The organism is Sphaerospermopsis sp. LEGE 00249 (assembly GCF_014299995.1).
Taxonomy (GTDB): Bacteria; Cyanobacteriota; Cyanobacteriia; order Cyanobacteriales; family Nostocaceae; genus Sphaerospermopsis; species Sphaerospermopsis kisseleviana.
The window spans coordinates 1-26,424 of the sequence record NZ_JACJUZ010000074.1 but is presented as its reverse complement, the minus strand read 5'-3'; the positions used below and the strand labels follow the sequence as shown (position 1 = coordinate 26,424).

General features: G+C 38.0%; 25 protein-coding genes and 1 CRISPR repeat array. Of the genes, 9 read left to right on the top strand and 16 right to left on the bottom strand.

What is annotated here, in order from left to right:
* The first annotated feature begins 119 nt into the window (after positions 1-119).
* Positions 120-953 (top strand): alpha/beta fold hydrolase, encoded by an 834-nt coding sequence (locus tag H5968_RS20495; RefSeq protein WP_187041436.1) that lies wholly within the window; start codon positions 120-122, stop codon positions 951-953.
* 123 nt (positions 954-1,076) lie between these two features.
* Here the strand turns inward: H5968_RS20495 and H5968_RS20490 are convergent, their stop codons facing one another.
* The 6 genes from H5968_RS20490 to carA form a co-directional block, all read right to left on the bottom strand.
* Positions 1,077-1,379: a DUF1816 domain-containing protein gene (locus H5968_RS20490; RefSeq protein ID WP_187041431.1), complete on the bottom strand. Its 303-nt coding sequence runs from the start codon at positions 1,377-1,379 to the stop codon at positions 1,077-1,079.
* A gap of 88 nt (positions 1,380-1,467) precedes the next feature.
* Positions 1,468-2,439: a 23S rRNA (guanosine(2251)-2'-O)-methyltransferase RlmB gene (rlmB, locus tag H5968_RS20485; RefSeq protein ID WP_187041430.1), complete on the bottom strand. Its 972-nt coding sequence runs from the start codon at positions 2,437-2,439 to the stop codon at positions 1,468-1,470.
* Positions 2,440-2,535: 96 nt separating this feature from the next.
* Positions 2,536-3,015 (bottom strand): Mini-ribonuclease 3, encoded by a 480-nt coding sequence (locus H5968_RS20480; protein WP_187041429.1) that lies wholly within the window; start codon positions 3,013-3,015, stop codon positions 2,536-2,538.
* A gap of 300 nt (positions 3,016-3,315) precedes the next feature.
* Positions 3,316-3,672 (bottom strand): STAS domain-containing protein, encoded by a 357-nt coding sequence (locus H5968_RS20475; protein WP_187041435.1) that lies wholly within the window; start codon positions 3,670-3,672, stop codon positions 3,316-3,318.
* A gap of 4 nt (positions 3,673-3,676) precedes the next feature.
* A complete protein-coding gene (locus tag H5968_RS20470) occupies positions 3,677-3,835 on the bottom strand; it encodes a hypothetical protein (RefSeq protein WP_187041428.1) in 159 nt (52 codons plus the stop codon).
* A gap of 60 nt (positions 3,836-3,895) precedes the next feature.
* On the bottom strand, positions 3,896-5,053 hold the full coding sequence (gene carA, locus H5968_RS20465) for a glutamine-hydrolyzing carbamoyl-phosphate synthase small subunit (RefSeq protein WP_187041434.1): 1,158 nt from the start codon (positions 5,051-5,053) through the stop codon (positions 3,896-3,898).
* Between the two features lie 255 nt (positions 5,054-5,308).
* Here carA and H5968_RS20460 point away from each other — a divergent pair, with 255 nt between their 5' ends.
* The gene (locus tag H5968_RS20460) at positions 5,309-6,367 is read left to right on the top strand and encodes a TIGR02281 family clan AA aspartic protease (protein ID WP_187041427.1); all 1,059 of its coding nucleotides are present in this window, start codon (positions 5,309-5,311) and stop codon (positions 6,365-6,367) included.
* Here the strand turns inward: H5968_RS20460 and trpD are convergent.
* The 3 genes from trpD to H5968_RS20445 form a co-directional block, all read right to left on the bottom strand.
* Entirely contained in the window at positions 6,297-7,352 is a 1,056-nt protein-coding gene (gene trpD, locus H5968_RS20455; protein ID WP_187041426.1) for an anthranilate phosphoribosyltransferase, read from the bottom strand. The genes H5968_RS20460 and trpD overlap by 71 nt on opposite strands.
* Positions 7,353-7,583: 231 nt before the next feature.
* Positions 7,584-8,405: a DNA adenine methylase gene (locus tag H5968_RS20450; protein WP_187041425.1), complete on the bottom strand. Its 822-nt coding sequence runs from the start codon at positions 8,403-8,405 to the stop codon at positions 7,584-7,586.
* Between the two features lie 7 nt (positions 8,406-8,412).
* A complete protein-coding gene (locus tag H5968_RS20445; RefSeq protein WP_187041424.1) occupies positions 8,413-9,555 on the bottom strand; it encodes a hypothetical protein in 1,143 nt (380 codons plus the stop codon).
* Between the two features lie 97 nt (positions 9,556-9,652).
* Between H5968_RS20445 and H5968_RS20440 the strand changes: the two genes are divergently transcribed.
* Complete coding sequence (locus H5968_RS20440; protein ID WP_187041423.1) at positions 9,653-10,378, top strand: cytochrome b/b6 domain-containing protein; 726 nt, start codon at positions 9,653-9,655, stop codon at positions 10,376-10,378.
* A gap of 368 nt (positions 10,379-10,746) precedes the next feature.
* Positions 10,747-10,950 (top strand): hypothetical protein, encoded by a 204-nt coding sequence (locus H5968_RS25865; protein WP_187041437.1) that lies wholly within the window; start codon positions 10,747-10,749, stop codon positions 10,948-10,950.
* Positions 10,951-10,979: 29 nt separating this feature from the next.
* Here the strand turns inward: H5968_RS25865 and H5968_RS20430 are convergent, their stop codons facing one another.
* The 3 genes from H5968_RS20430 to H5968_RS20420 all read right to left on the bottom strand — a co-directional run bounded on the left by H5968_RS20430 (position 10,980) and on the right by H5968_RS20420 (position 18,545).
* The gene (locus H5968_RS20430) at positions 10,980-12,098 is read right to left on the bottom strand and encodes a hypothetical protein (RefSeq protein ID WP_187041433.1); all 1,119 of its coding nucleotides are present in this window, start codon (positions 12,096-12,098) and stop codon (positions 10,980-10,982) included.
* A 356-nt stretch (positions 12,099-12,454) separates the two neighbouring features.
* Positions 12,455-15,871, bottom strand: coding sequence for a virulence factor SrfB (locus tag H5968_RS20425; RefSeq protein ID WP_187041422.1), 3,417 nt, complete (start codon positions 15,869-15,871; stop codon positions 12,455-12,457).
* Positions 15,872-15,986: 115 nt separating this feature from the next.
* Positions 15,987-18,545, bottom strand: a complete 2,559-nt coding sequence (locus tag H5968_RS20420) for a dynamin family protein (protein ID WP_187041421.1) — start codon at positions 18,543-18,545, stop codon at positions 15,987-15,989.
* 315 nt (positions 18,546-18,860) lie between these two features.
* On the opposite strand from H5968_RS20420, the gene H5968_RS20415 reads away from it, so the two are divergent.
* Together H5968_RS20415 and H5968_RS20410 are read left to right on the top strand one after the other, a co-directional pair.
* Entirely contained in the window at positions 18,861-19,124 is a 264-nt protein-coding gene (locus H5968_RS20415) for an AbrB/MazE/SpoVT family DNA-binding domain-containing protein (protein ID WP_187041420.1), read from the top strand.
* A complete protein-coding gene (locus H5968_RS20410; protein WP_187041419.1) occupies positions 19,111-19,506 on the top strand; it encodes a type II toxin-antitoxin system VapC family toxin in 396 nt (131 codons plus the stop codon). The genes H5968_RS20415 and H5968_RS20410 overlap by 14 nt, the downstream gene beginning before the upstream one ends.
* Positions 19,507-19,631: 125 nt before the next feature.
* Here H5968_RS20410 and H5968_RS20405 read toward each other — a convergent pair whose 3' ends face one another.
* From H5968_RS20405 to H5968_RS20395, 3 genes are all read right to left on the bottom strand, one after another.
* Complete coding sequence (locus tag H5968_RS20405) at positions 19,632-19,868, bottom strand: hypothetical protein (RefSeq protein ID WP_255427208.1); 237 nt, start codon at positions 19,866-19,868, stop codon at positions 19,632-19,634.
* 390 nt (positions 19,869-20,258) lie between these two features.
* Positions 20,259-20,798: a hypothetical protein gene (locus H5968_RS20400; protein WP_187041418.1), complete on the bottom strand. Its 540-nt coding sequence runs from the start codon at positions 20,796-20,798 to the stop codon at positions 20,259-20,261.
* On the bottom strand, positions 20,795-21,298 hold the full coding sequence (locus tag H5968_RS20395; protein ID WP_137668937.1) for a DUF4365 domain-containing protein: 504 nt from the start codon (positions 21,296-21,298) through the stop codon (positions 20,795-20,797). The genes H5968_RS20400 and H5968_RS20395 overlap by 4 nt, the downstream gene beginning before the upstream one ends.
* Before the next feature lie 17 nt (positions 21,299-21,315).
* A CRISPR array of direct repeats spans positions 21,316-21,642; the repeat unit is 36 nt; unit sequence GTTTCCATCCCCTTGCGGGGAAGTTGATTTGGAAAG.
* A gap of 601 nt (positions 21,643-22,243) precedes the next feature.
* Here H5968_RS20395 and H5968_RS20390 point away from each other — a divergent pair.
* Positions 22,244-22,990, top strand: a complete 747-nt coding sequence (locus tag H5968_RS20390) for a cyclase family protein (RefSeq protein WP_370569798.1) — start codon at positions 22,244-22,246, stop codon at positions 22,988-22,990.
* 43 nt (positions 22,991-23,033) lie between these two features.
* Here the strand turns inward: H5968_RS20390 and H5968_RS20385 are convergent, their stop codons facing one another.
* Complete coding sequence (locus H5968_RS20385; protein WP_096566184.1) at positions 23,034-23,465, bottom strand: hypothetical protein; 432 nt, start codon at positions 23,463-23,465, stop codon at positions 23,034-23,036.
* Positions 23,466-23,811: 346 nt separating this feature from the next.
* On the opposite strand from H5968_RS20385, the gene H5968_RS20380 reads away from it, so the two are divergent.
* Positions 23,812-24,156, top strand: coding sequence for a hypothetical protein (locus tag H5968_RS20380; RefSeq protein WP_187041417.1), 345 nt, complete (start codon positions 23,812-23,814; stop codon positions 24,154-24,156).
* Between the two features lie 78 nt (positions 24,157-24,234).
* Positions 24,235-26,355: a pentapeptide repeat-containing protein gene (locus H5968_RS20375; protein ID WP_187041416.1), complete on the top strand. Its 2,121-nt coding sequence runs from the start codon at positions 24,235-24,237 to the stop codon at positions 26,353-26,355.
* The last annotated feature ends 69 nt before the right edge of the window (positions 26,356-26,424 follow it).

Here is a 26,424-nt window from a genome sequence, read left to right as displayed (position 1 = left end):
GACTGGGGACTGGGGACTGGGGACTGGTGACTGGGGACTGGGGACTGGGAAAGACTTTTACCCATTACCCATTACCCATTCCCTATTCCCTATTCCCTATTCCCTATTCCCTATTCCCTATGAATTATAAATTACCTCTTAACGTTTACATCCAAGGTCAAGGATTTCCCATACTCGGTTTACACGGACATCCTGGTTCTGGCCGTAGTCTTTCTGTTTTTACTCATCATCTATCAAAACGTTTTCAAACCATTGCCCCAGATTTGCGCGGATACGGTAAAAGCCGCTGCAATATCAATTTTGATATGCAAGACCATTTGGACGATTTAGAAGCTCTCCTAGACCGTTTTCAGATAGAAAAATGCCTTGTATTGGGATGGTCACTGGGTGGCATTTTGGCGATGGAATTAGCATTGCGTTTACCACAGCGAGTCACAGGAATGATTTTAATCGCCACCTCAGCTAGACCTTGGGGCAATCATCCGCCTATCTCTTGGCAAGATAATCTTTATACTGGTGTAGCGGGAATATTAAACTATATTAAACCTGGTTGGTCTTGGAATATTGAAACTTTTGGCAAGCGATCGCTCTTTCGTTATTTAATTCAACAACATACACCCACCGCTTACGGTTACATTGCCAGGGAAGCCCTACAAGCTTATTTACAAACCTCTAGCTATGCTACTCGCGCTCTTTATAGCGCCATTAAAGCAGGTTACAATCGACTTTCAGACTTGGAAAAAATCTCATGTCCGAGTTTGGTACTGGCTGGATCTGAAGACCGTCACATTACAGCTGATTCTAGTTTAGAAACAGCAAAACACCTTACAAACTCTCATTGGCAATGTTACCCCAATACCGCCCACCTTTTCCCCTGGGAAATTCCCCAACAGTTACTTTGGGATATTGACCATTGGTTAGCAGCACATCCAGAGGTAATTGGTGATAGTTGATAGGGAAATATAAAATTTATTACCCAGTCACCAGTCACCAGTCACCAGTCACCTATTGTTGCCCATCGTTCCCAGAATTAACTCAAAATTAACTCAGGAACGATGACAGCCTATAGATTTGTATTACAGTTGACCGCTAAAGGCAGGCTTTACTTTACGGTCAATCCTTTCCCCCAGGTCTTCAGCAATGGTTAAAACATAAGGTTTACAACGCTTGACATTGACTATAATTCCTTGCGCTCCTTCGTTTTCTAAATCTTCTAGATAGCCCTTACTGGCAGATGTCGCTTCCACCGAGCTTAAAAATGGACCAAAGTAGTAGGTGCAACGAGGATTCTGGGTGACAATTTCAACCCACCAAGCCAAGCCTAGACCGTTAGATAAGCTAATCAGCCCTTCCTTAAGGTTATGCCAAATAGTTTTCATGGTTTTCACCAATTTATAAACGTGATACTGGGTATTAAAGAATATGTTAGATAGATTCAGTTTTACATTTCTTTATACTCTTTTAGGTTTATTTTTTCAAAGAAAATGTATGTAATTTATCAAGATAGTGGGTATTTAACGACCGTTGGCGATAAATTTCATAAAGCGCCATCCCTGCTGCCACTGAGGCATTTAGGCTAGGAGTCTTACCCTGTAAGGGAATTGAGACTAAAACATCACAAGATCGTTGTGTCAACATACTCAGACCTTCACCTTCAGCACCAATTACTAAAACGATAGGTCCACTGAATTTTACTGTATGTACAGGTTCGCTACCAGAGGCTGCTGTTCCGTAAATCCAAAAACCAGCTTCTTTAAGTTGTTCCAAAGCGCGGCTGAGGTTAACGACTCTGGCTACAGAAAAGTTTTCTAAAGCACCTGCGGCCACCTTAACCACAGTTGAGGTGATTCCAGAAGCCCTTCTTTGAGGAATTACTAAACCTTGAGCGCCGATGGCTTCTGCTGTGCGAATAATTGCCCCCAAATTGTGAGGATCAGTGATACCATCAGCAACAACAATCACTGGATCGGTGACTGATTTTGCTTGAGTAATCAGATCATCTAATTCCATGTAGGCATAAGGCGCAATTTGCGCTGCTATACCTTGGTGATTAGCTCCTTGAGTGATTTGGTCTAAACGCTTAGGTTCGACTTCATCAATTACTGTACCATTATCCTTAGCTTGGAGAATTAAATTATGAAATCGCGGATCATAACGCAGACGAGCAGTAATCCAAATCCGATTGAGATTGCGCTGATTTTCTAATGCGCTTAATACAGGATGACGACCGTAGATGAGATCACTGTCTTCTGTGGATTTGCTCTCTGGTAAGGGTTGGGAAGATTGACGAGATGGACGCGGTTTGCGAGATATGGGTTTAACTTCTGCGTTGCTTTGAGTACGAACAGGATTAGCAATAACGCGTTTACCCTTGATTTTTATAGGTTGTCCGCGTTTTGCTTCACCAGCGTGATTAATTTTTCTTGGTTGGTTAGTCATGGGATTATTGAGTTTAGTAAATAGGTGAGCATTGACATTCCCTCAATTTTATGAACCGTTACAAATGATTTTCCTATCAAGAGATTGAGCTACTCACTATTTCTCTAGATGGAGTTTTTGTAACAATTCTGTTAAACGGGGGTAATCGGTGAGGTATAGATAGCCAACTAAAGTTTCTAGACTAGTTGCCTGTTGATAAATTTCGGGATTTAGTCGTTTGGGACGGCCTGCGGCTGCATTACGACCTCGGCGGACAATTTCTAACTCTTTACTCGTTAAATTAGGAGTCAGCGATCGCAAATGTAGGGCTTGTGTTTCTGCTCTGACCTGCGCTACTACCAAACTATGGTAAATTTCTGGCCTTTGCTGTGGCCACAGAAAAAACATTCTAACATATAGTTCGTAAATTGCATCCCCCAAGTAAGCTAAGGCAGAAGGAGAAATTTGTTGTACTTGTGCCTGGGATAATGGTTGGGGTAATTGCGTCGTGTTTACCAACAATGCTGGAATGTCAGATGAATACTGCATTACAGTTTCATCTCCTCCATTTTTTGCTTCTTCCTCCTGGGGATTCACCTGTTCATCATTCCTTGACCTACTAATATTGGGAAGATTATCTTTACGAACATTTATTTTTTGTGCAGTATGCCATCATAGCACACCGAGCATATTCAACACTAACAAATATTACTTAAAACTATATAAATTCCTGATTGGGGAGATTGGTGAGTCTGAAAATATAGGTCTAGTGGCTATTTTGAGGAGTTGGGAAAGATGAGGAAGATGGAGAATTAATATATTCTTCATATTTTTTTAACTTCCTCACCTTCCTACTGCTCATCGGGATAGCTAAATTGATTTTTTGTGGTCAAGCAATCAAGACGACTTGATGTTTTCTAGAGCCGCATCAACTGTAGTTTGTAGGGCAAGAAATTTTTCTAAGCGAACAAGCTTGACCGTTTGAGTAACGCGGGCATTGGTGACAATTTGGAAAGTGCCTTCGGCGGTTTGAGCTTGCTTTGCTAGTTGTACCAGCGCACCCAAACCAGAGCTATCAACAAAGTCGATTTGTGATAGATCCAGAATTATGTGCTTTGGACCTTCATCAATCTTTCCAGACAGTACCTTGCGAAATGTAGGTTCAGAAAAAGCATCTAACAGACCTGTGAGGCGGAATAGCTGGCAGTTATCCCGGGCTTCGCGAGTACCTCTCAGGCTTACGGTTAGATTCAGTGGTTCAGCAATAACTCCCTCCTCGTCCTCTTGACTGAAAGTAAACGCTCAAGTATAGATGGTTTTGACTTATGTTGTCTAGGTTAGTGACTGGTGACTGGTGACTGGTGACTGGGGACTGGGGATTGGTGACTGGGAAAAAGATAAATAACCTAATTACCAATTACCAATTACCCATTACCAATTACCCATTACCCATTACCCATTTTTATTGTTGATTAACTTAAGCGATCGCTGTTTGACGTGCTGTTTGCATTTCTAGCACAAATTGCTCAAATAAGTAATCAGCATCGTGGGGTCCTGGACTAGCTTCTGGGTGATACTGTACAGAAAACACTGGTAGAGACTTGTGACGTACCCCTGCAACAGTGCGATCATTTAAGTTCAGATGACTAACCTCTACCACTGCTGATGGTAATGAATCCGGATCAATAGCAAAACTGTGGTTTTGGCTGGTGATTTCTACCCTTTGTTGTAAACCCGCTGGTTGATTTAAACCACGATGCCCAAATTTTAGTTTAAAGGTTTCTGCGCCCAAAGCATGACCTAAAATTTGGTGTCCCATACAAATACCAAACATAGGTTTTTGACTTTCTAGCAGTGCTTTAACGGTGCTAATGCCTTCTGTGACTGCTGCTGGATCACCGGGTCCGTTGGAGAGGAAAATCCCATCTGGATTATATTTAAGAATTTCCGCTGCTGGTGTATTGGCAGGAACAACAATCACGCGACAGCCATAACTAGCCAACCGCCGCAAAATATTGCGTTTTACGCCAAAGTCTAAAGCAACGACTGTGAACTTTTCCCCAATCTTAGCTACAGATTCTGGGTTAAATTCCCAAACTTCTGTCGTAGCTTCGGACCATTCATAAACTTCTGGGGTGGTGACTTCCCGCACCAGATTTAATCCTGTCATGTTGGGAGCAGCTTGCACCAGTTCTAATAATTCAGATTCATCTAGTATAGATGTAGAAATACCACCATTCATCGCGCCATACATCCGAATTTTGCGGGTGAGGGCGCGGGTGTCGATACCGAAAATACCGGGGATGTGGTGCTGTTTGAGGTAATCTGGTAAAGATTGGGTAGAGCGCCAGTTACTAGGTTTGTGACAGATATTGCGGGCGATCGCTCCTTTGACATGAGGTTTAATTGATTCCTCATCTTCGGGGTTAACGCCAGTATTACCTAATTCGGGATATGTAAAAATAACAATTTGCCCTGTGTAGCTGGGATCTGTTAATACTTCTTGATATCCAGTCATGCCTGTGTTAAACACCACTTCGCCGACAGTGGTTCCCATAGCGCCGAAGGACCAACCATGATAAGCTGTTCCATCTGCTAAGACAAGTAAAGCGGGTATTGCATCAGATAAAGACATAAATAATAGGTAATGGGGAATAGGGAATGGGGAATGGGGAATGGGGAATAGGTAATTGGTAATTGGTAAAAGTCTTTCCCAGTCACCAATCATGAATCACCTACAAAAGACAGTTTATTATGCTATGCAAAAACAGTTATCACTAGCAACTTGGGTTAAATATCAAATAACCAATTAAATCATAAAGCCTGGAGCATATTTTTGTTTGGGGCGGTACACTTGGAGAGAGCCAGGGCGGTTAACCTGAAAGTAACTATGCTTGAGTCTTCTTTATCCCGCGCAGCCCTAATTTTTGTTTCCGGTAGTCTGGTGGTTTTGAATGTTGCCTGTAGTGACAACAAACAGACAACGGGGGTTGGTGGTAGTCAACCATCTATGCCTGTTGGTAATTTGGCAGCGATACAGCCACCAATGAAGCAACCAGCGTCATTATCAGCCAAACCAAAACCAAAATTAGAACAAAGTACACAAACCAGTCCATTAGAATTGGCACTGGATAAAGCTACTGGTGCTGTGAGTATCAGTAAATCTGCTCAATCTCCAGATGATTGGCATCTGGTCGCGAGTAGGTTTGAGGATGCGATCGCTCTCTTGAAACAGGTGGGGCGAGACAGTCCTAATTTTCCTTTTGCTCAAAGAAAAATTGCTGAATACCAGGGTCAAATTAAATTAGCCAAACAAAAAGCTAACTCCAGTAGGTTAGCATCTTCCGTAGTACCAGATCAAGAGGTAGTTGTGGCTGTTCCTCAACCAAAGCCCAAAATACAACGTTATTCAACTCCTACTCCTGTTGCCAAGGTACAACCTCTACCCCCTCCAGATCCGATTTTCCCGGCTGCGGAAACTACAGCCTATAATAATCTGGTGTTCATAGCACCAATTAAACGACGAGTTGGTGGCACTCCCATTGTGGAAGTTACCTTTAATGGTAGGCAGCGTTTTGAGATGATTGTGGATACCGGCGCTAGTGGTTCTGTAATTACTCAAGATGTAGCACAGGCTTTAGGTGTCGTGCCTGTGGCTATTGCTAAAGCTAATACTGTGAGTGCTAAGGGTGTGGAGTTTCCAGTTGGCTATCTTGATTCTATGGAAGTGGGCGGGGTAAAGGTTAGTCAAGTTCCTGTGGCGATCGCTGGTGCAGAATTAGAAACGGGATTGTTAGGACATGACTTTTTTGGTAATTATGACGTTACCATCAAACGTAATGTTGTAGAATTTCGTCCCCAACACCACTCAGAAGAATCTAATTCTTCAAAAATTCAACTAACTGTTCCAACTTTTTCCAGGGGCTACCGCTTTGTAGAATTTCCTTAGCTACTGTCACACCTTGACCATGATTTAATAAGGGAACTGCACCCGCAACCTGCAACGCTAAGGAAGCATTTAGCGCCACTGCATCCTGTTGGGCTGGAGTTCCCTTTCCTTTAAGGACGTTGGTTAAGATTTCGGCGTTTTCTTGCACATTCCCACCTTTTAAGGCTGTAATGGTTGCTGGTGTGACTCCTGCGGCTTCGGGGTTGACGCTGGTTAACTGTACTTTCCCTTCAGATAAAACCGCCAAATCGGTTACATCTCCTAACCCGGCTTCATCTAATTTTTCTCGCCCATGTAATACGATCGCTTTATCTGTTCCCAACTGGTTTAATGCTTGGGCGATGGTTTCGATTAATTTGGGATCAAATACTCCTATTACTTGCCCTGTGGGGCGCATGGGGTTTACTAAGGGTCCGAGTAAGTTAAATACTGTCCGCACTTTTAAATTTCTCCGCAGTGGGGCAACGGCTTTCAGTGCAGGATGCCATCCAGGGGCAAATAAAAAGGTGATTCCCACTTCTTTCACTGCTGCTTGCACTTTTTCGCTGGGTGCGTTGAGGTTGACTCCTAAAGCTTCTAAAACGTCGGCGCTACCGGTTAAGCTGGAGGCGGAACGACTACCATGTTTAGCGACTGGTACACCCGCAGCAGCAGTAACAAAGGCGACGGCGGTGGAAATATTAAAGGTTGATGCGCCGTCTCCACCCGTGCCACAGGTGTCAACTAAGGGAATGGGGTTTTGGCTGTTATCGTGTGTAGTCTGAACAGATAAAGATTTTAATACTTCTGCCATTCCTGTGAGTTCTTCGGCAGAAACGCCTTTAAAGTGCAATGCTGTTAATATTGCTCCCGATAGTTCTGGGGGGATGGTTTCCTTGATCCATCCTTGCATCAGTTCGGCTGCTTGGGTGCGGGATAATGATTGGTGTTCTAATAATTGTTTAAGTAGGTTTGACCAAATATTAGGATCTGGTAAGTTTGTCATTTTCGGGGTTTTGTAGTTAGGCTGTGTGTGATTCTACCTAAAAATGGGGGTTTTGTTTTAGTTGTAGGTTTTTTGTTTCGCGCAAAGGCGCTAAGGAGCAAAGGCGCAAAGAATTATAAGATTATTTTTTATTACTACAATAAGTTTGCAAGAATGAACCACGTTCGCGAAGCGTGCCGAAGGCATAGAAGCGAAGGACACGAAGGAAGAGAAGAAGAGAAGAAGAGATAGTTATGTATTGGGTAGGATGTAGTTAATAATAAATAGTTCTTGTCCTTTTTCGGCTGTTTTTTGTTTATAGTTGTTCATGCCATATTGTAGTTCCCATTGGCTAATTTTCGCCCAGGTAAAGTTTTGATGTACTTCTTCTGAGTCGTCGTAGGTGAGTAACCATTTGTGAAGGCAGTTTTGTAAATGATCTGCAAATTTTTGATGGTCAAATTTAGTATGTAAGTCTCCATCTTTTCCATATAGTTTGGAGTGTTTATTGCTTAAATATGGCGGATCTAGAAATATAAATACTTCTTTACCTTCTGCTTTTAATAGTTCGCTGTAATCTAGATTAGTAATTTTGATATCTGGTGTTAAAATTTCTGCTAATTTTTCTAGTCTTTCTATTGATGAATGGGTGAAACGTTTATGAAATGCTTCTTGGGAAAAACCACCTGATTCTATTGTTCCTGAAAAGGTAATTCTGTTGAGGACAAAAAAACGTACTGCTCTGTCTAAGTCTTCCAGTTTATTAATATCTTCTATATGGGTTAATTCTTTAAATAGCTTTTTTCCATCTTTCTCGGTTTCTTTGATATGACGAATTTCGGCGACTAATTTAGATAAATCATTTTGGGCAATATGCCAAAATAAATATAGTTCTCTGTTTAAATCATTGATCCAAATTTTTAAGTTAGGGTAGGTTTGTTTGAGGTAAATGAATACAGAACCACCACCAACCAAGGGTTCTCTAAATTCTGTAAATTGTGTTGGTAAATGTTGGGCTATTTGTTTGATTGCTCTTGATTTACCACCGGGATAACGGAGAGGACTTTTAATCATGATAAAATTATATTGCAAAATTAGAAGAGATTTGGATTTTTATTTTAGCATTATTTTCCGATTCTGTAACTAACTTTCTAATGATTCCTTTTTGCTTAGGTTTAAAATTATTCCTATTAGCTGCTAAGAAAATTTCTAATTCTTGCGTCGTAGCATCTGGTAAAATAATATTACCAACTATATTTTTACCTGTAAGTTTTAATGTAGTTACAAAATTAACTGGTTTACCATCTAATTTTAAAGAATCTAAGTTAGAAAATAGAATTAGCTTAAATAAACCATCCTGAATGTCACTAAGTTTAGGGAAAGAATCTTTTGAAGAGTTTTTAGATTCTTGGATTACATAAGTATCATTATCAAAAAAGATTTCGTCAGCAGTTAAATAGTAAACTCCTCCTAAATAGTTCTCAATGCTAAAAGTTGCTTTTAACCCATCGGCTAAATATTCCAGTTGATGAGAAGTCATTGATTCCCGTTTACTAGCATTATGTGAATTTTTTAAAGAAATATTTTTAAACTCTGCAAATTCATTGGTAATTTTTTGTAAATACTTATCCATACCTTCTCTTGAGTGAACCAAAACTCCAGTTTTATGAGAAATTGAATCATAGGAATCCAAGGCTTTTTCAAAAATTGATACAAATCTTTGCTCAAATAAATTTTTATTCCAATGTAAAGCACTTTGACGATATGCGAGTATTTCCTCAATTTGATAGTTTACAAATTCATTATTAAATTTTTGATTAGTCAATTTATTTTTGGTATCTTGTCCTTTTTTATTACTCTTCTCTGCTTTTTCATAATAAGCAAGTACAATATAAATATTTAATAGGTTCATCCAAGAAATAGTAGAATATTGAATTAAATCTCTGTCTCCATCTTTACCTTCATCTTTAATTAGAGGAATTATAGTTATGATTTTCGAGGAATTATATGTATTATACATCCTTGCAAATGGATAACTTCTAGTTCTTTTAGGTGAAACCCATTTGGAATAAGCAATTTCAGTTATTGGGGATTTTATCAATCCATAAGCACTAGCTTTATTTACATCAAAATTATCTATAGTTATTTCCTGTAATTTCTCACCTAAATAGGGTTTATAGGTGACTCCTTTGATAAATCCTGTAAGATGCAAAGTTTCGGACATGAATTGGGTACTTTATAGGTATAGTCTAGGATATTATATATTTTTGTGGCATACTTACACTAAAAACAGTAGTTTCAAAAATACTTAAAATTAACTTATGACTCGTTCAGCACCCTATCAACCTCTGTTATTACGTATAATACACGGTGTCAATGGCATTTTAGTCATTGCAGCTATTATCACCGGATTCTTAGTTTATAACACTTTTGATCAAAGATTCGGTAAACTTCCCATTCCTAAAATCGACCCAATTCAGGGTATTCATGGTACTGCGGGTTTATTCTTTTTACTGTTATTACCTGCTTTCGCTCTCTATAGCTTTCATGCTGGTGAAAGGCGGTTATTACAACAAGATTCTATCCAAAAACTCTCACAATTTAATAAACCAATTTGGTGGGTGAGTCTGCAACGTTTAGCAAATACTTTGATGCTAATTGCTTCAGTTTTAGCAGTTGTATCTGGCAGAATGATGAAGGAAGAATGGCTACCGGTAGGGGAACTGGATCATATTTGGTATTATTTCCATTTAACAGCTTGGGTGATCATGGTTTGTTGTTTAGCCATTCATCTTTTAATGTCTGCTAAGGTGGGTGGTGCGCCTTTGTTATTATCAATGTTTTCATGGCAATTTCGCCCAGAAGATAGTCCAAAAAATTGGTTTAGTCGGTTGCGTGGTTGGCGGGGTAATTTTCCTAATAATTTGAGTGAGAAATTTAATCAGTTAATGCAAAGTAATTTGGTTCTGAGAATTATTGAGGTGTTTGTTTTGTTGGGAATTATTGCTGCTTTTGTGTTACCTTTGTTTTTCTCTGGTGGTGAATAAGCTTAGAAATTGGTAAGGAGTCAGGAGTCAGGAGTCAGAATGTTTAAGAAATTTGTTAATCATCAAATAGGTATTTCTGGCGTAAACCTCAAAAGCTGACTGCTGACGACTGATAGCTGAATGCTTACAGAAATTGAATAATCAATTTTGTCTTTTCCAACTTTTGAAATTAGTATATTATCTTGTGGTTGCAGAGATCCATATATGTAAAATTATTTTTTTCATCTTCCTGAAACAGCAAATTTAAAACTTGTTGAAAATGTGTTTTTCTACCTAAAGAAATATCCGTAAGGCTACCTATAGCAAGATATAGAGAAGTTGATAATTGTTCAAAATAGGGTGGCATAAGTTTTTGCAGGAATCACAATATGAGACACTTAGCACCCGTAGCTTTATTAGCATTTTTGGGAACTGCTGCGGTGATTGCAATACCCAAACAGTTTCAAGCTGCAAACACACAACAAACTCTATTAGCCCAACAAACCCCTTCTCCTTCCACTCCTAAACCTGATCCCACTCCTACAACTCCTACTCCTACTCCTTCACCCACTCCTACACCTGATATGCAGTAAACAGAAGTAATTATATGGTATTGCGGTTTTCATCGTAAGGATCGAAATAGCACCCGCCCCGGATGTTCTTCTTGATTGATTCGTGTGTATAACCGCAAACAAGCTAATACTTCTCCAGGTGTTCCACCATGATCTAGCTGTACATCATCTTTGGAATACGCGCAAATATCAGCATAAAGTCCTGATAATTGTCTAATTTTCACATCATGACCGGCTTTTATAGCTTTATTAGCTACTTTTTTCAATATACGTCTTGATTCTTGTTGTAGTTTTCCCCACCAGGAATAACGTTCTGCTGGGGGAACAAACACTAGGGAATGTATGGCTTCATCCATGTCAATCCAAGCACGTAGATTAATGATGGGATCAGTGTTTTCTTCAGTTTTTTGGGTGCGTTGTAGGCGATCGCTCAATGCTTCTAAATAAAGTTGACGTTGTTCTGGTTGGGATTTTAAGGAAACAACATCAAAACTAAATACACTTTTTAAAGCATGATGTAAATCAGGATATATCTCTATAAATTTAGTATATAAAAGTAAAAATCCTGCTAATAATTGCAAATCTTCTGAATTATATAACGGGGCAATTTCTGATTTAAAAAACGCTTTTTTTGACAAACATAAACCTCTAGCTTGAACAGTACCATTTAAACCAGAATAAATAATTTCATCTTTAATAAAAGGTAAGTGTTCTAGATTGACATAATCTAAATTTGCACCATTTTTTTCTGCTATTTCTAAAGCGCGTTTTTTCCAATTTGTGGCTAAATCTTCAGGAACTCTTAACAATTTGTGGTGAATTTCATTCCATAAATCACCGTCATTTTGACTTTGTAGGGGTGCATTTCCTAAATAAAAATTTAATTCTAAATCTGTATTAAACACTTCCCTGAGTTCATTTAATACATTTAATAATTGATCAGGTTTAGCTTCATCAATAACTACATTTTCTGGATTTTCTGTAATTAATTCAGGTTCTAAAAGATTGTGAATTTCTAGAATGACATTTTCACATAAATCCTTACCTGGATCATTGGGGTATTCTATTCTGGCTTGTTTTAATGTTGCTTCTAATCCGTATAAGCTCAATTTTAATAATTGAGAAATTTGAGAATTTTCTGTTGCTAATAATTGTTGTAGATGTTGCATCATGGCAAGAAAATATTTGAGGAGTCAGGAGGAAATTCAATAATTGACAATCGACAATTATATTTAATTTCAAGGCAGAAAATTGAAAAGGTTTTTCTTTCTTATTCCCCTTAAAAGAAGAGTTTTCAACCTTACAGCTATTTTCAGGTAAATAAACCACATTTTGATTTAGGTTTCGTGTCAACAATGTAGGGGCGTTCGCGAAGCGTGCTGGAAGCATCAGCATTCGGACAATTAATTATCGGTTTTTACCTAAGACTATCATCCGAATGCTTCGCCCTTACTGTGGTCTAAAGACATGAAAACTGCTGTAAATCAAACAATTGTCAATTATCAATTATCAATTATCAATTGATTTAATGTATTCCACAGAAAGGATCGCGTTCTTTATCAATCTCATTAGGTTGTAATTCTAATTCTGCACGATAAACACATCCTTCTTCTTGTAAACATTCTTGATTAGTTGATGTCCAATAAGGTACTTCACCGGCGTGCATTCTTAATATACCTTGATTGTCGAGTGTAACATGATATTGACAAGGGTAATCTGTGGTGATGTCTGGTTTACTAAGTGCGCCGATGCGTATCCATTTTTTAGTGTTGGTTTCGCTATCTGTTTGATAAATATAAAAGGTGTGTTGACCATTTTGGGGGAATGGTGGTAAAGGATTACTAATTAACCCTTTTCCTGGTTCATTAACACCATCTTGTAAATAGTGAAATGTTTCCAGTTTGGGATTTTGATTATTATCAACTGCAAATACTAAATGATAAGCATTTGGTTGATCTACTGTTGCTGATTCTAATACGTTGACGGCAATATCACCATCTTTTAAATCTTGATGGGGCTGTTCAATGGCAATATTCCATTTTAATTTTCCATCGGTGAATAAATCAGTTGTTTCTGATTCTTGGTAAATGACAGAATTGATATCTATTCCCTTCTCATCTATTAAATAATGGGGATTCCCTTGACAGAGTAAAACACTAAATTGCAAAGTTTGATCAATTTCAAATTGGACTTTAATTTTTTTGAGAAATTCTGGTTCTTCCATTCCTAATTTCTCCATTAAAGTTTTACCGTCAAAGCTACCCCATAAACGCAATTCTCCATCTTCATAGTCTTGACGATAGATAATATTTGTTAATTGGATACCTTGCCAATTTGTCCGCACTTTAGCTACACTTTCCCAGGCTGCAAGTTGATATAATTCTTGTCCAGCGTTGAATATTCCTAATAGTTCGTTACTTTGGGTTTTGCGTTTAAAGTTACACGGTAGATAATAAAATAGGTTTTTGACATTTATTTCCAGTTGGTTTGCACCTTTACGCAATAAGTTTTTTGATTCTTCGGGATCAAATCTTAATCTTCTTAATTTTTCCGCATAACAAGCACCTGCGGAAGTTGCTAATTTGGTAAATTCTAAAACAAAGGTAATCCGTTCTGGATTCCAAACAAAATAAGGAGATTTGCTAAATTCTTGGTAAATTTGTTTTTGCACTAAATCTAAATTGCAAGTTTTACCAGAAAGAATTAACCAATCTACTTTTTGTTTATTGTCTGCATTTAAACGGCTTTCCATCAAACCTTTAGCAATACCAATTGCTTCTTTAATAGCCGAAATTGCAGCCCGTTCAAATTGTTGACTATCTATGGTTATAGAGATAGCATCAGGGATAATAATTTGGAATTTAACTGCACTTTGGGCAAGGATTTCACTAATTTGTTGTTCGGAAAGGGTGAAGGTTAATAAAGAACCATCTCCTGGTAATTTTTGCCCTAATTTGAGTTTAGCAGCTTCGGCATAATCCCACAATGTGTAAAATGTTTGTAGGCGTTGGGGTGCTTGTTGCCATCGGGTAGGTAGAACTTTCTCTGCTGTGTCTAAAGCATCTTTGAAAGCAACATCACCTTCAGGATTTTCTTTATCTACACATTTTAATAAACTACCGCTTTTAAATTTGCCATCTTCTAAAAAGCGTTCGTTTAATTCGGCGTTGATTAAATCTTCTAGTTTGTCGCTTTCGATGTCTCCGTTAGTTATTGCTGTTAAGAGAAAATCAGCGATCGCAACTTTTAAAAGTCTAAAAATGCGTAAGGTAATTAATTCACCACCTAATTGTAAATGTCCTGAAGAACCTAATAATTTCGGGGTAAGTTTATAGTATCTTCCACCTAAACCCCGATCTTCATGATCTGCAAAAAATGGAGTTTTATCTTCTAATGTGAGTTCAATTAATGCTAAGTCTGTTGTACCTCCACCAATATCTAAAACTAAAACATTTTGTGACCATTTATTTTTTTCTTGCCGACAACGAGTTTTAAAAGATTCAATACCAATATTTAAGTTACCACCAAATTCTCGCCAAAGAAAAAAGATAGCTACAGAAACCGCTTCATCATAAGCTGTTTGGACATCATCTATTCCTAATTCTTCGACTAATGCTTTAATGTCTTTTCTCACTACTGGAGGTGCAACGGTGGGATAGGTGAAAACTCCTGTTAATAAATCTCCTTCGGAAAATCTTCTTCTGGCACGTTGACGATAATCTTCTGTTAATTCAATTAAATGCGCCCATGCTGCTTGAATTAATTGGTTAACTTGGATGTTATTTTCTGAGTCATTTAAGATAACTGGGAAAGTTCTATTTTGTCCAAAATAACGTTTGGGTGAGTGATGAAATCTGCTGATTATATCTTTAACTGAAGTGATTGTACCTTGGGCAATGGCTTTTTTTCTATTGTCTCTTGCTTCTCTCCCCATTTGCAATTTTAAAGGTTCAACTTGGGATACTTCCATTTCGCTGGGAATTTCTGTTTCCCGTCTGTTAATATCCAAAACTACAGGAATCAAATTTTGTGATTCTAACGTAGGAACACGAAAAACTTCATGATATATCTGATAAAGTTTTTTGCTAACAGCACGGCGAAATCTGTCACTATTTCCTAAACATAATTCAATTTGGCGAATAGCTTCTAAAAATTGTTCTTTGTTATCATTTTCAAAAACTTCGCTTAGTTCTTCTGGTTCAATTTCTAAGTTTTTACTAATATTAGCAATGAACTTTTCCCACTCGTTCACACCGATATCTGGTAAAGCTAAATTAGCAGGAGAATTTAACCACTCTGCTAATCTTTGACGCAATCTTAATTCTTGTTCTCTGGGTAAAACTTCCGCAATAGGTACTTCAATGGGATCAAAAAGTGTCACTGTAGAATTAGAAGTTCCAAAATCTACCGCAAACCAACCCGGAAATCTTTTTTTGGGTTTTTCATTGAGTTTTTCACTCAATTGTTGACTTAATTTATTGAGATAGGTATCTAATTCAAAAGGATTCATAGTTTTATGGTTAGTTATGGTTTTGTGAGTTATTGATTGAAAATCAGGTGTAAACCAAAGATTACAGGAAACACCCATATTTTTCTTAATAGATAATATCGGTTTTCCGGTAGCATCAGAATCAAAATACTCAACAATCACCTGTAAATCACAGTTGACTGTTTCGTTTAAAGGTTTCTCTAACTGATAAGGATATTGTCCTAATTGACACAAATTAGAGATTTTTTGGGGTGTAGCAGAGTTAAAATGTTTATAAGTTTGTTGAATTTCCGCTGCTAATTCTATGGGTGTTCCTTTGACGCTACAAGTAATGCGAGAGATATGGGGAATATTACTATTAGTGGCGACAATTTGGATAGCAGGTAAATCCAAACTTTGATTTTCTTTAACTCGTAGTTGATGTTTGGGTGGAAGTATAATTTCCACAGGCATAAATGAATTTTAGATTTTGGATTTTGGATTTTGGATTTTGGTAGATGCAGAAAACAGCCTAATACTAATACCTCTTCCCTATTCCCTATTCCCTGTTCCCTGTTCCCTTCTTCAGCTAAATATACTCATAAATATCACTCTCATGAATTGATGCAATATCCGCAAGAATTTCTAACCAAGTGGGAATTGCTAATTCTGGGGTTGAGTCTCCAGCAGCAATATATCTGAGTAGTTCATCTTTTTTAGACAGGTTTTGCAAACTGGGAATTATTTGATCTAAAATTCCTTCTAATTCTGCATTTACTTGTTGATTAACTTCACTCACATATTGCACGAGATGTAAACTCGCACTAGCTGTAATTTCATCACGCAATCTTAATACAAAAAGTTGATGATTTGCAGCACGAGATGAAGTTTGATTTCTTTCAGGAGACCAATCAAATATTTGTCCAATACTGTGTTTTTTATCCCGTCGCGCTAGGGGAAACATCATATCAGGAGAAATGGATTTATCTTGATTATTAATTTCCCCAATAATTGCTTCTTTCCACTGATTTGGATCACATCCTAACAACAGTTTATAAAATAAATCTGCGGCTTCAACTCCAAAGTTATCTTCTATCAATTCTTCCATCTCTGGATTAAGAATTGTTTGAATTTTCTCCCGTTCTAATACTACTTGATGGGCTAATTTATTCAACAAGTCTACTACAGCTTGACGAATGCGATCGCGGGCAAATTCTTCTAGTTCTTTAACGCTTTTTTCAAACTCTGGATAAAAATCATCACTTTTGCTAGGAATAGAATTATTTACTCTATTTCCCCGTTCAAATAATTTACCCGCCGCACCTTTAGACTCTGCTAAGGTAATTGTGCCATTTTGGCATTTATTAAATAACAATGTCCACTGACTCCAATTGAGAATCCTATAGGTTAATTCATCTTTGATCACATCACTAACCACCACTCCCCGTCTATCTTTGAGTGGTTCTTTACCCAAGTCTTTTTGAAAGCTTCTGTAGGTTTTATCTAAACTTTCAATTGCCAAACGTAACTCCATTAAATCTGGACTATCTGCTGTAGGTATACCTTGTTCATGAATTTCTGCCAGGATATATTTCAGTTGTTCTTGTTGTTGATGAATCACATCCGCCGCCCTGCGAGTATCTTCATATAATTGTTTTAAACCATGAGTAGCTACATGATTTTGAATCAAGTCCCGCAGTTTACTAACACCCCCATCTTGGGCAAAATAACCTAACTGTTTACCTAGAGAATTACGAGGTTCACTTTCTAAAAGTTTATCGCTGAGTTTACCCCATTTTTCTTGTAATTTCTTGGAACGTTCCAAATAATCAGGATAATCTAAATTAGCTAAAAATTCTTCTGAACCAGCTTTGACTTTGGTAGAACGTTTGGCTAATTCTGATAAACCTAACAAGGGCGATAATAAAACAATGCGTTCTTTTTGAGTAGTAAAAGCTTCTGCACCATCAATAATAGTTTGCAGAACTTTTAATTTTTGAAAAACTACCTCTGTTTGTAAAGATTGGGAATTAGGATGATCTTCAATTAAAAAATCTAAAATTCTTTCTCCACCTTCACTTTCTAAAGGTAATTGATCAAAACGTCCCACACCAACCAGAATTAAATCTTTTAAATCTTGCCCGAGGCGTTGTTGCTGCATCATGGTAAATATTTTATTAGCGCGATCGCTTCCCGGTGATTTACCATTTAATAAAACTAAAATTGTCTGCACCTGTGCCAATTCTCGCAATGATAAAAAAGTATCTCTTGCACCAGAATTAGCCGCACCTAAACCGGGAAAATCTAGCAAAACAAATTCTTCCGCCCCGGTTAAATCCCAAATTTCTCTAGATATTTTGACCTCAATATCAACTCTACGAATCAGGTAAAAACTATTTTGTAATAATTGAGTTTGCAGAACTTGGGGTGCATTCGGTAAACGAATATGTGCCGGCGGTAAATCATCAAATCTCAAAGTTTGAATCGCCATCGGCAAATCAATTAATTGTAAACCTTCCTTTGCCGTTGCTGCATCAATATGATAATGCTTACCACACAAAGCCTCACCATAAGCTTGATAAGCCCGCAAAAATAACACCAACTCCCGCAATAAATAGCGTAATTCTAAATTATTGGAACTCTTCCAAGCTTCCTCACACCAAAGAGAAATATCTTTACCAGTTTTAATTTTAGCAACTTGTAAAGGTGGTAAACCAGCAGCCACAGCGCGACGGTTTGCTTCTGATAACATGAAGTGTAAACACTCATTTACCCCTTCATGAGATAAATACTCAACGGTGTAATTATCTATTTTTGTTGTAGCAAAACCTTCTTGTGGTTTAATATGAATAGCAGTCACATTTCCCGTAGTCGGGTTTTCACTTACAGGTAAAGCATCCGCAAAACCAATTAAACTTCCTAACAGTAAACTTTTACCACTGCTAAACTCACCCATCACACCAATTTTCACAGGTGAAGTGGCCATTTCCACAGTCTTCTGTGCAGCTTCTCGCAAGCGCACCAGACAGTCATCCAGGCTAGTAGGGACCCAATCTTCTTGTTGGGAGGGGCGTTGGGGTACAGAGTCAATTTTGCGGAGGATAAACTCACCGTACTCTTTAAACCTGGTTAATTTGTCTAATTCCATATAATCGTTACTGTCTAAATTCATTTTCTGAGTGGGTTATAGCACAAAAAATGAAAACCTCCACTACTGATGCAACAAGGTGACAAATGATATGTGATAGGTGACTGGGAGAGTAGTTAGAACTTAATGGAAATAAAACCTCAAATATGTATCTGAGAAAATCGCATTTCTCGTAGGAGTTTAGCAGTGCTAAACCTGTACAAAACGAGTGTATTTGTTTTGCTGATTAAAATGGATAACTGATACCAATTTTATGGGTTTTTGCTATTTATTTATGTGTTATAATTAGTGTTATGGTTTTATTGTTTAGACATTATGGAAATTACCAAATTGTCTCCTCAAGGAGAGGTCATTATTCCCCAATCTTTACGAGAAGCGCATCATTGGAATGCAGGTCAGGAATTTATTATTATTGATATGGGTAATGGGATTTTATTACAACCTAAAAAGCCTTTTCCAGTAACTAAGTTGGAGGATGTAGCAGGTTGTTTAAAATATGATGGTGAACCTGCAACCCTGGAAGATATGGAAGATGCTATTCGTCAAGGTGTCGAGGAAATTTGGCATGATTGCGATTGATACAAATATAATTGTGAGATTTTTAACTCAAGATGATGAATTACAGTTTCAAAAAAGTAGAGAGATATTACAAAATCATGATGTTTTTATTGCAGATACAGTCATCTTGGAAACGGAATGGGTGTTAAGGTTTAGATATAAGTTTAAACCTCATGATATATGTAAGGCTTTGAGAAATTTGTTTGGTTTACCTAATATTTACCTAAATAATCCTATTTTAATTGCTCAAGTAATTGAATGGCATGAAAATGGTTTAGATTTTGCTGATGCTTTTCATTTAGCTAATAGTCAAAACTGTTCTCAGTTTTATACATTTGATGAAAAGTTTGTTAAAAGAGCAAAGATGCTAACTCAGTGTGATGTAAAAAATCTTTGTGATTAGTTTGTTATTTCACGCGAAGGAAGATCAGTGGGATGTTTTTATTTTTGTAATAGTCTTTAAAATTAAGGAGTAAAATTTATGAAAGTGTTGAATTTAGGTTCTACTAAATATTCCATTTTCTATTTTTAATAATGGTCTTCATAAATACTTTCACGACTAACAGCATAATCAGATAAAATAGGCGCGTTTGCACCAACACACGCTGCAAAATCATCAGCTAATTCATCTAAAGCACTTTCCAATTCTTGATACTTTATTCCAAAATCTTCTAAACTTCCTTTACTTTTCCGTCTTGCTTCTTGAATAATTAACTGTTGTATTTCCATCCCCTTGCGGGGAAATTGATTTGGAAAGAAGATCATCCAAAACCCAATCGAGATCGATTGGGAGTTGTTTCCATCCCCTTGCGGGGAAATTGATTTGGAAAGAGTTCACTTCTGGAAGCCTTACACAGCAAGGGTTTCAGACCCCCATTTCCACACCACTTTTTTTATTCTCAATAAGTGCTAAAAAATTCTCAATAAGTAAGGCATTGTAAAACCGGAAACGCTGATCCCGTAAGCAATCGACACAATTCAACGAAGTTATGCGGTTTTCAAGGTTCGGGCTTGTGGTGTCGAAAAACTTTTACCACTTTTGTTAAAGTAACCCATCTCACCTGAAATTGACAATATTACTTATCATTTCTTAAAAATTTTCTTCCTCAGTACCAAAAACCCATCAATATCTTTACCTAAACCCTACCTACGCATTCAAATATTATCAATTTGAAAATTGTGGGGATTTTGTAAAATAAACTGGTCATTTTCCTTAAACAAATCACCTGTACAACGAATTGGTAAACGTTCTTGATAGGCTTTAATAGCTAAAATATAATCATGATTTTCCAGTATAGTTTTTATTTGCCGCAGTTTATCAAATACCACGCCAAATAATTGAATTTCTCCTTTTAATTCTGTGGCGCTTGGTGTTTGAATTTGACTGACCACAGCTTGAATAGTTAAATTAGGTGCATCCGTAATAATTTCGCCTAAAATGTCGAATTGTGAGCGTTTTTCCGCTTTTGATAAGGTTTCAATCACATCATATATACGCTGGGAATAATCATCAAAGTTTTGGTCTACAGGTAATTGAATTTTGAGTTTATTCTCTGAATAGTTATCCTGTATCCAAATAGAAACTTTGTTAGGAATTACACTTTGTTCATGCCAACCTTTAGACTTTAAATATTTATCTATGTGTTGAGGTTGTAAATGATTGAGAATTTCTACATCATTAATAATTGCTTTCATAATGTCCCTCCTGTTTGGATTGTTTGCATTAAATTTTTTAAAGCATCAACTGTAAATACATTTTTGCGAGGTATATAAACAGTAACGGTTTCGGTGTTTTGTGTTTGGGGTTGTCCACGTAATGAAACCCAGTAAGCACAGCGACGTAAACACAGTTCTGTTTCTGACTGTTTAATCCATTCTTGCAGATTTTCAGGGATGAGAACAACTACTAATATTCGTGGTGCAACAGTTCTTTCTTTTCTGAGTTCGTTGTAGTTTTTGATTTTTAAAGGATAGCGAATAGTTTCTCCACTGAGGATATCTAGTGAGGTAGATTTTACCTGTAAATCTAGTTGTGGTTCATAAAGGGTATCGTCTGTTACTGTACCTGTAATTGTGGCATCAATTCCGCCTACATCTAAAATTCTTGATGATTTTTGAAAGGAATATCCTGCTGCTGTGGTAATAGCATAAATGTAAGCATAGCTAAATTCTTCTTTTTGTAAATTAATATCCATTATTATTTAGATTTTTTCTTTCCATCCCCTTGCGAGGAAGTTGATTTGGAAAGGTAATATCTTTGAGGTTCTTCAAGGAATATATAAGGTTTCCATCCCCTTGCGGGGAAGTTGATTTGGAAAGACGGCTATTCCCATTCCTTCAGAATACAGTATGTCTTTGTTTCCATCCCCTTGCGGGGAAGTCGATTTGGAAAGCCTTAATCCAAGTGTCCGTTCTGAATTAACAGCCAAGAGTTTCCATCCCCTTGCGGGGAAGTTGATTTGGAAAGGTGTTTTCTCCCCCCTTGGGGACTTTACACTCTGAAGTTTCCATCCCCTTGCGGGGAAGTTGATTTGGAAACGCTGATCCTGTAAACGATCCACACCAGTCAACGAAGTTATGCGGTTTTCAAGGTTCGGGCTTGTGGTGTCGAAAAACTTTTACCATTTTTGTTAAAGTAACCCATCTCACCTGAAATTGACAATATTACTTATCATTTCTTAAACATTAGCTACTTCAACACCCATTCAACACCCAAAAAATCCCACTTTCCATCCTGAGATAGTATTTCCTCATCTCAAGAAGTACAAAATTATCTGCGTTTATCTGCGTCCATCTGCGTTTAATTTATCAATTAGACTTCTCCAGAAAAGAAATTATGGCTTATTTATGGGGGCAGGTCGAAGCATTTGGGATATCTAGATGTCTGATTTTTCCGTCAAATTATCGCCCAAATGCTTCGCCCCTACAATATATTAAAAATCAATACATTCTATTTTGGAGAGGTCTATTGTCAATTATCAACTCTGACAATTTACCTAAACTTAATCTTATGTTTGCACAACATTAACCTTTTAGGTGTTCACTAAGGTTAAATTCACTTTTTGCTGCAACATTTTAAACTTGTAATTAACCCCCAACCGACCTGGTATTTACAAGAATTGGGGGATTATTTATGATAAATAATAGCCGAATCACAGAGGAATATTACTATACAACCCCAACAGCCAAACAATATCACCTATTCCCGTGTTATCCACCTGAGTCATATAATTGACACAGGTATACCACAATGGCCTGGTGATCCTCCCGTCAAATTTACCACTGTAGCCGAACTACAAGACGATGGCTATTATCTGCGACGGTTTTCTATGGGTGAACATAGTGCTACTCATATCAATGCCCCTAATAGTTTTCACGGTGACGGTATCAGCATTGATGAATATTCCGCCCAGTCTCTCGTAGTACCTGCGGTAGTGATCAATATCTGTCAACAAGCAACAGAAAACCCTGATTATCTTTTAACTGTAGCTGACATTTTGACATGGGAAGCAGAATTTGGCACTATTAAACCCGGTTATATAGTGTTACTTTATACGGGTTGGCAAAATAAATGGCTAGATAAAAACGCCTTCTTAAACCAGGATGCACATGGAAATATGCACTTTCCAGGGTTTAGCGGTAAAGCCACCGAGTTTTTAATTACTGAAAGAAAAATTGCCGGGGTGGGAATTGATACCCACGGCGTAGACTCAGGGCAAGATAATAATTTTACCACTAATAGTTTGATACTAGCAAAACCACGGATTGTCCTAGAAAACCTCACCAACTTAGATCAACTGCCGCCCCAAGGCGCTACCCTAGTAATTGGTATTCTCAGGTTACGTGGTGGTTCAGGTTCACCTGCTGCGGTAATGGCATTTTTTTAACAGTCACCAGTCACCAGTCCCCAGTCACCAGTCCCCAGTCCCCTCAATTCTTTTGTTGAGAAATAGAGAGAGCATAATTATGTTTACCTGGGGATAAATTACCTACGTACAGTAAATAATTGCCAGCTTGCCAAAAACCAGACAGTTCTGGTTTCTTTGCAGAGTAATTATCTGCCAACACACAAAAGCGCCCCCCTGGTCCATCAATCAACATTGTAGGCTGTCCCTGTCCCTCAACAGTTAAGCGTAAATAAGGTAAAGATTCTTGTACCTGAAGAACTTGACTGGGTTGAGTGGTAATATTCCCGCAATTACTCTGAACTGTTCCCCCAGATATGCCATTGACAACCAAAGGATCTGTCGGGAGTTGCTTGTTAATTTGGATAAATGGAGTTTGTGCTAAAACAGCTTGGTTAAATACCAAACTCATAACCAAAGTTGCGGGAACAAAAGTCAGTAGTTTTAATGTCTTCATTTTTATTCATGCTCCCGACTCTTGATAGATTAATATAGTGCTATATATTCTGGTTTATTAGACTCAAGACAATGGTGTATTGTTCCCAATGTTCAAGTATCAATTTTTATTGAGTTGTTATTTAATTTTGATTTGGAAATTGGGTGAATTTGTAACTCAGCATAAAAATATCCTGAATTGACACAGGAGAGGTAGAAAATTCTGGCTATAGACAAGATACATTCATTTCCGTACCTACAGAGGTTTTGTGCATATAGATATTAGCTAAAATCACTAACACAATCCCCAAATATGGATATACTTGGTCGGTTGTAGAATCGGTATCATAGCTGAGGTAAAAAAAATTATGAATCCTCAACCAGAAGAAGAATTGCAACGTCGTTTGGAACAACTAGAAGCGGAAATAAGTTCATTTTCCACCCAACCCAACTCACAAGAGACGCAAAAACAGACAAATCAAACTATGTTTGCTAAATTAAACCGAAATTTTCAGCGTTTTCAAATTTGGTTTCAGGGTTTATCAGGGATAAAAAAGCTTGCCGTTACTGGTGTAGGAATACTCTTGGGCTTCATGGTACTGCAAACAGTATTTAGATTGGTAGCATCTGTGATCAGTCTGGCACTATTGGCGGGGTTAGTGTATCTTGGATACAAATTTTTGGTGTCTAATAGCTTGCAACGTAAGCAATAGCCTATTTTAACCGCGCCGCCAAAAACTTGTATAGATGTATAGATTGGCGTAAACATAGAATCAAAGGGAAATTATGCAATGACTACCCCAACTGTGAGGAGAAATATTGATCAATCTAATCAGTCCCAAAAACCGAAAAAGGCTAATTCTTTACCCTTGGGAACAAGGCGTTTAGGCGCTTGGGCAGCAGAAATTACATTAGTGGTAGCCAGCGGGTTAATTCCCTTTGGCATTGGTGTTTATGCCAATTCTCGTAGCGATCTGCAAAGAGTACCTTTAAATCCGGTGTTGGTACTCACAGAAAGAGCGATCGCCCGGCCTTTAGCCCTACCAATTAGTTATGGTATTCGCAATGTTGCCAGTCCCACTAATTTTTTATGGACTATCGCCCTCTTAACACCTCTAGTCCTCTCAGGATGGCAGTTGTATTTACTGGGTAAAACCGGCAGCACCATTCCCAAACGTTGGTTTGGGGTGCGGGTTGTTAATGATGAGGGTAAAGCCCCTGGTTTAAGGACTGTTGTAGTTCGTGAAGGGCTAGGGCGCTGGACTAGTCCAGTTGCCATTGCTTATATTCTCTGGCGCTACAGCTTTGCTTTTCCCGATTTAGGCTTATTCACATTTTTAGCTATTGTTTTGGTGCTAGGTGAAGGCATGGGTTGGACTTCCCAAAAACGTCGTCGCGCCTTCCATGATCAGTTGGCAGGTACATATACCATAGATGTTAAAGACATCAACAAACCAATCAAAACACCTGTAGAAAATACCAGCGAGCCGCCACAGCGAGAAAATGAAGAACCAACAGATACATCTATTAAGGAGTCCATCCCTAAGCTAAAAATAGCCCGCAGTCCTAATTTTACCTTGTTTGTGGTTGGTGTAACCAGCATGATTGCTGTGTTGTCAACTTTAGTAGGCACACAAATTTACATCCAAACCCAAGAAAACCTGCGGAAAACCCAGTTGGTTAACACTCAAAAATTTCTCGAACTCGTAAAACCAATTAATCCTGATTCTGGTGTCAGCGACGAAGAACGCCAAAGGGCTATTCTCGCCTTGGGTGGTATTAATGATACACAATCTATCAAATTTTTAGTGGATCTACTGGTGAAGGAAACTGACCCTAACATCCTAGATACTATTCAACAAGCACTGGTAAATATTGGAATTCAAGCTTTACCAGAATTAAAACGCATGAATCTGTTTCTCGCTGGGGAACTGGAATCAGGCGGCAATTTCGGAAATATCAGAGAACAACAATTAAATCTTAACCAACAGGCAATCAACAAGATTTTGTCTGTCTATAGTGGCAAAATTAATGACATTGATTTAAGTAGTATCCAACTGGGTGCAAAAAGCTTTGAAGAAAGTTCTGTATTTAACTTGGTACTAGAAAATGCTGATTTATCGGGAGTTGTGTTTAAATCTGCCAATCTTAACCAAGCTCAATTAAAAGGTAGTCGCTTCCGTAGTCCAGGTGAAGATGGGCGCTGGGATACTTATGATGATGTCATTGCTGATTTGAGTAAAACTCAACTCAAGCAAGCCAACCTCACCGAAGCTAACCTCAGTCGTGTGTTAATGAAACGCAGTGATTTAAGCCGCGCTACCCTGAATAAAGCTAACTTATCTCATGCCCTGTTAGTGGGTGCTAACCTCAGCAGTACCCAACTTATCAGTAGTGATTTGCAAAAGGCAATTTTGGAAGATGCGATTTTCACAGGGGCAGATATCAGCGACGCAAAATTAATGGAAGCAGATATGTATGCTGCTCAGTTAGGTCGTGTTTCTGCCATAGGTACACAATTATCTTATGCCAATTTAACTAACACCAATTGGCAAGGTGCAGATTTATCTGAAGCATATTTAGATCATGCTAATCTCACCAATGCTAATTTCAGTGCGGCTCGTCTTGCTGGTGCTGTTTTACGTTCTGCCAATATGAAAAATGCCAACCTACGAAATGCTGATATTAGTCGTGCAGATTTACGAGGGGCAAATTTGGACGGTGCAGATTTTCAAGGAACTATACTTTTTCCTGGTAAACAAGATCCCGGAGATAGGTTTGTAGAAACTTCTGATCTCGGTTCACAAGCTGCCGTAGTCCAAGGTGTCGATTTTAGCAATGCTAAAAATTTAGATGCCCAGCAACTAGCTTTCATTTGTACCAAGGGCGGTATTCATTCCCGTTGTCCATAGTATTGGTGACTGGGAACTGGGGACTGGGGACTGGTGACTGGGGACTGGGGACTGGTGACTGGGGACTGG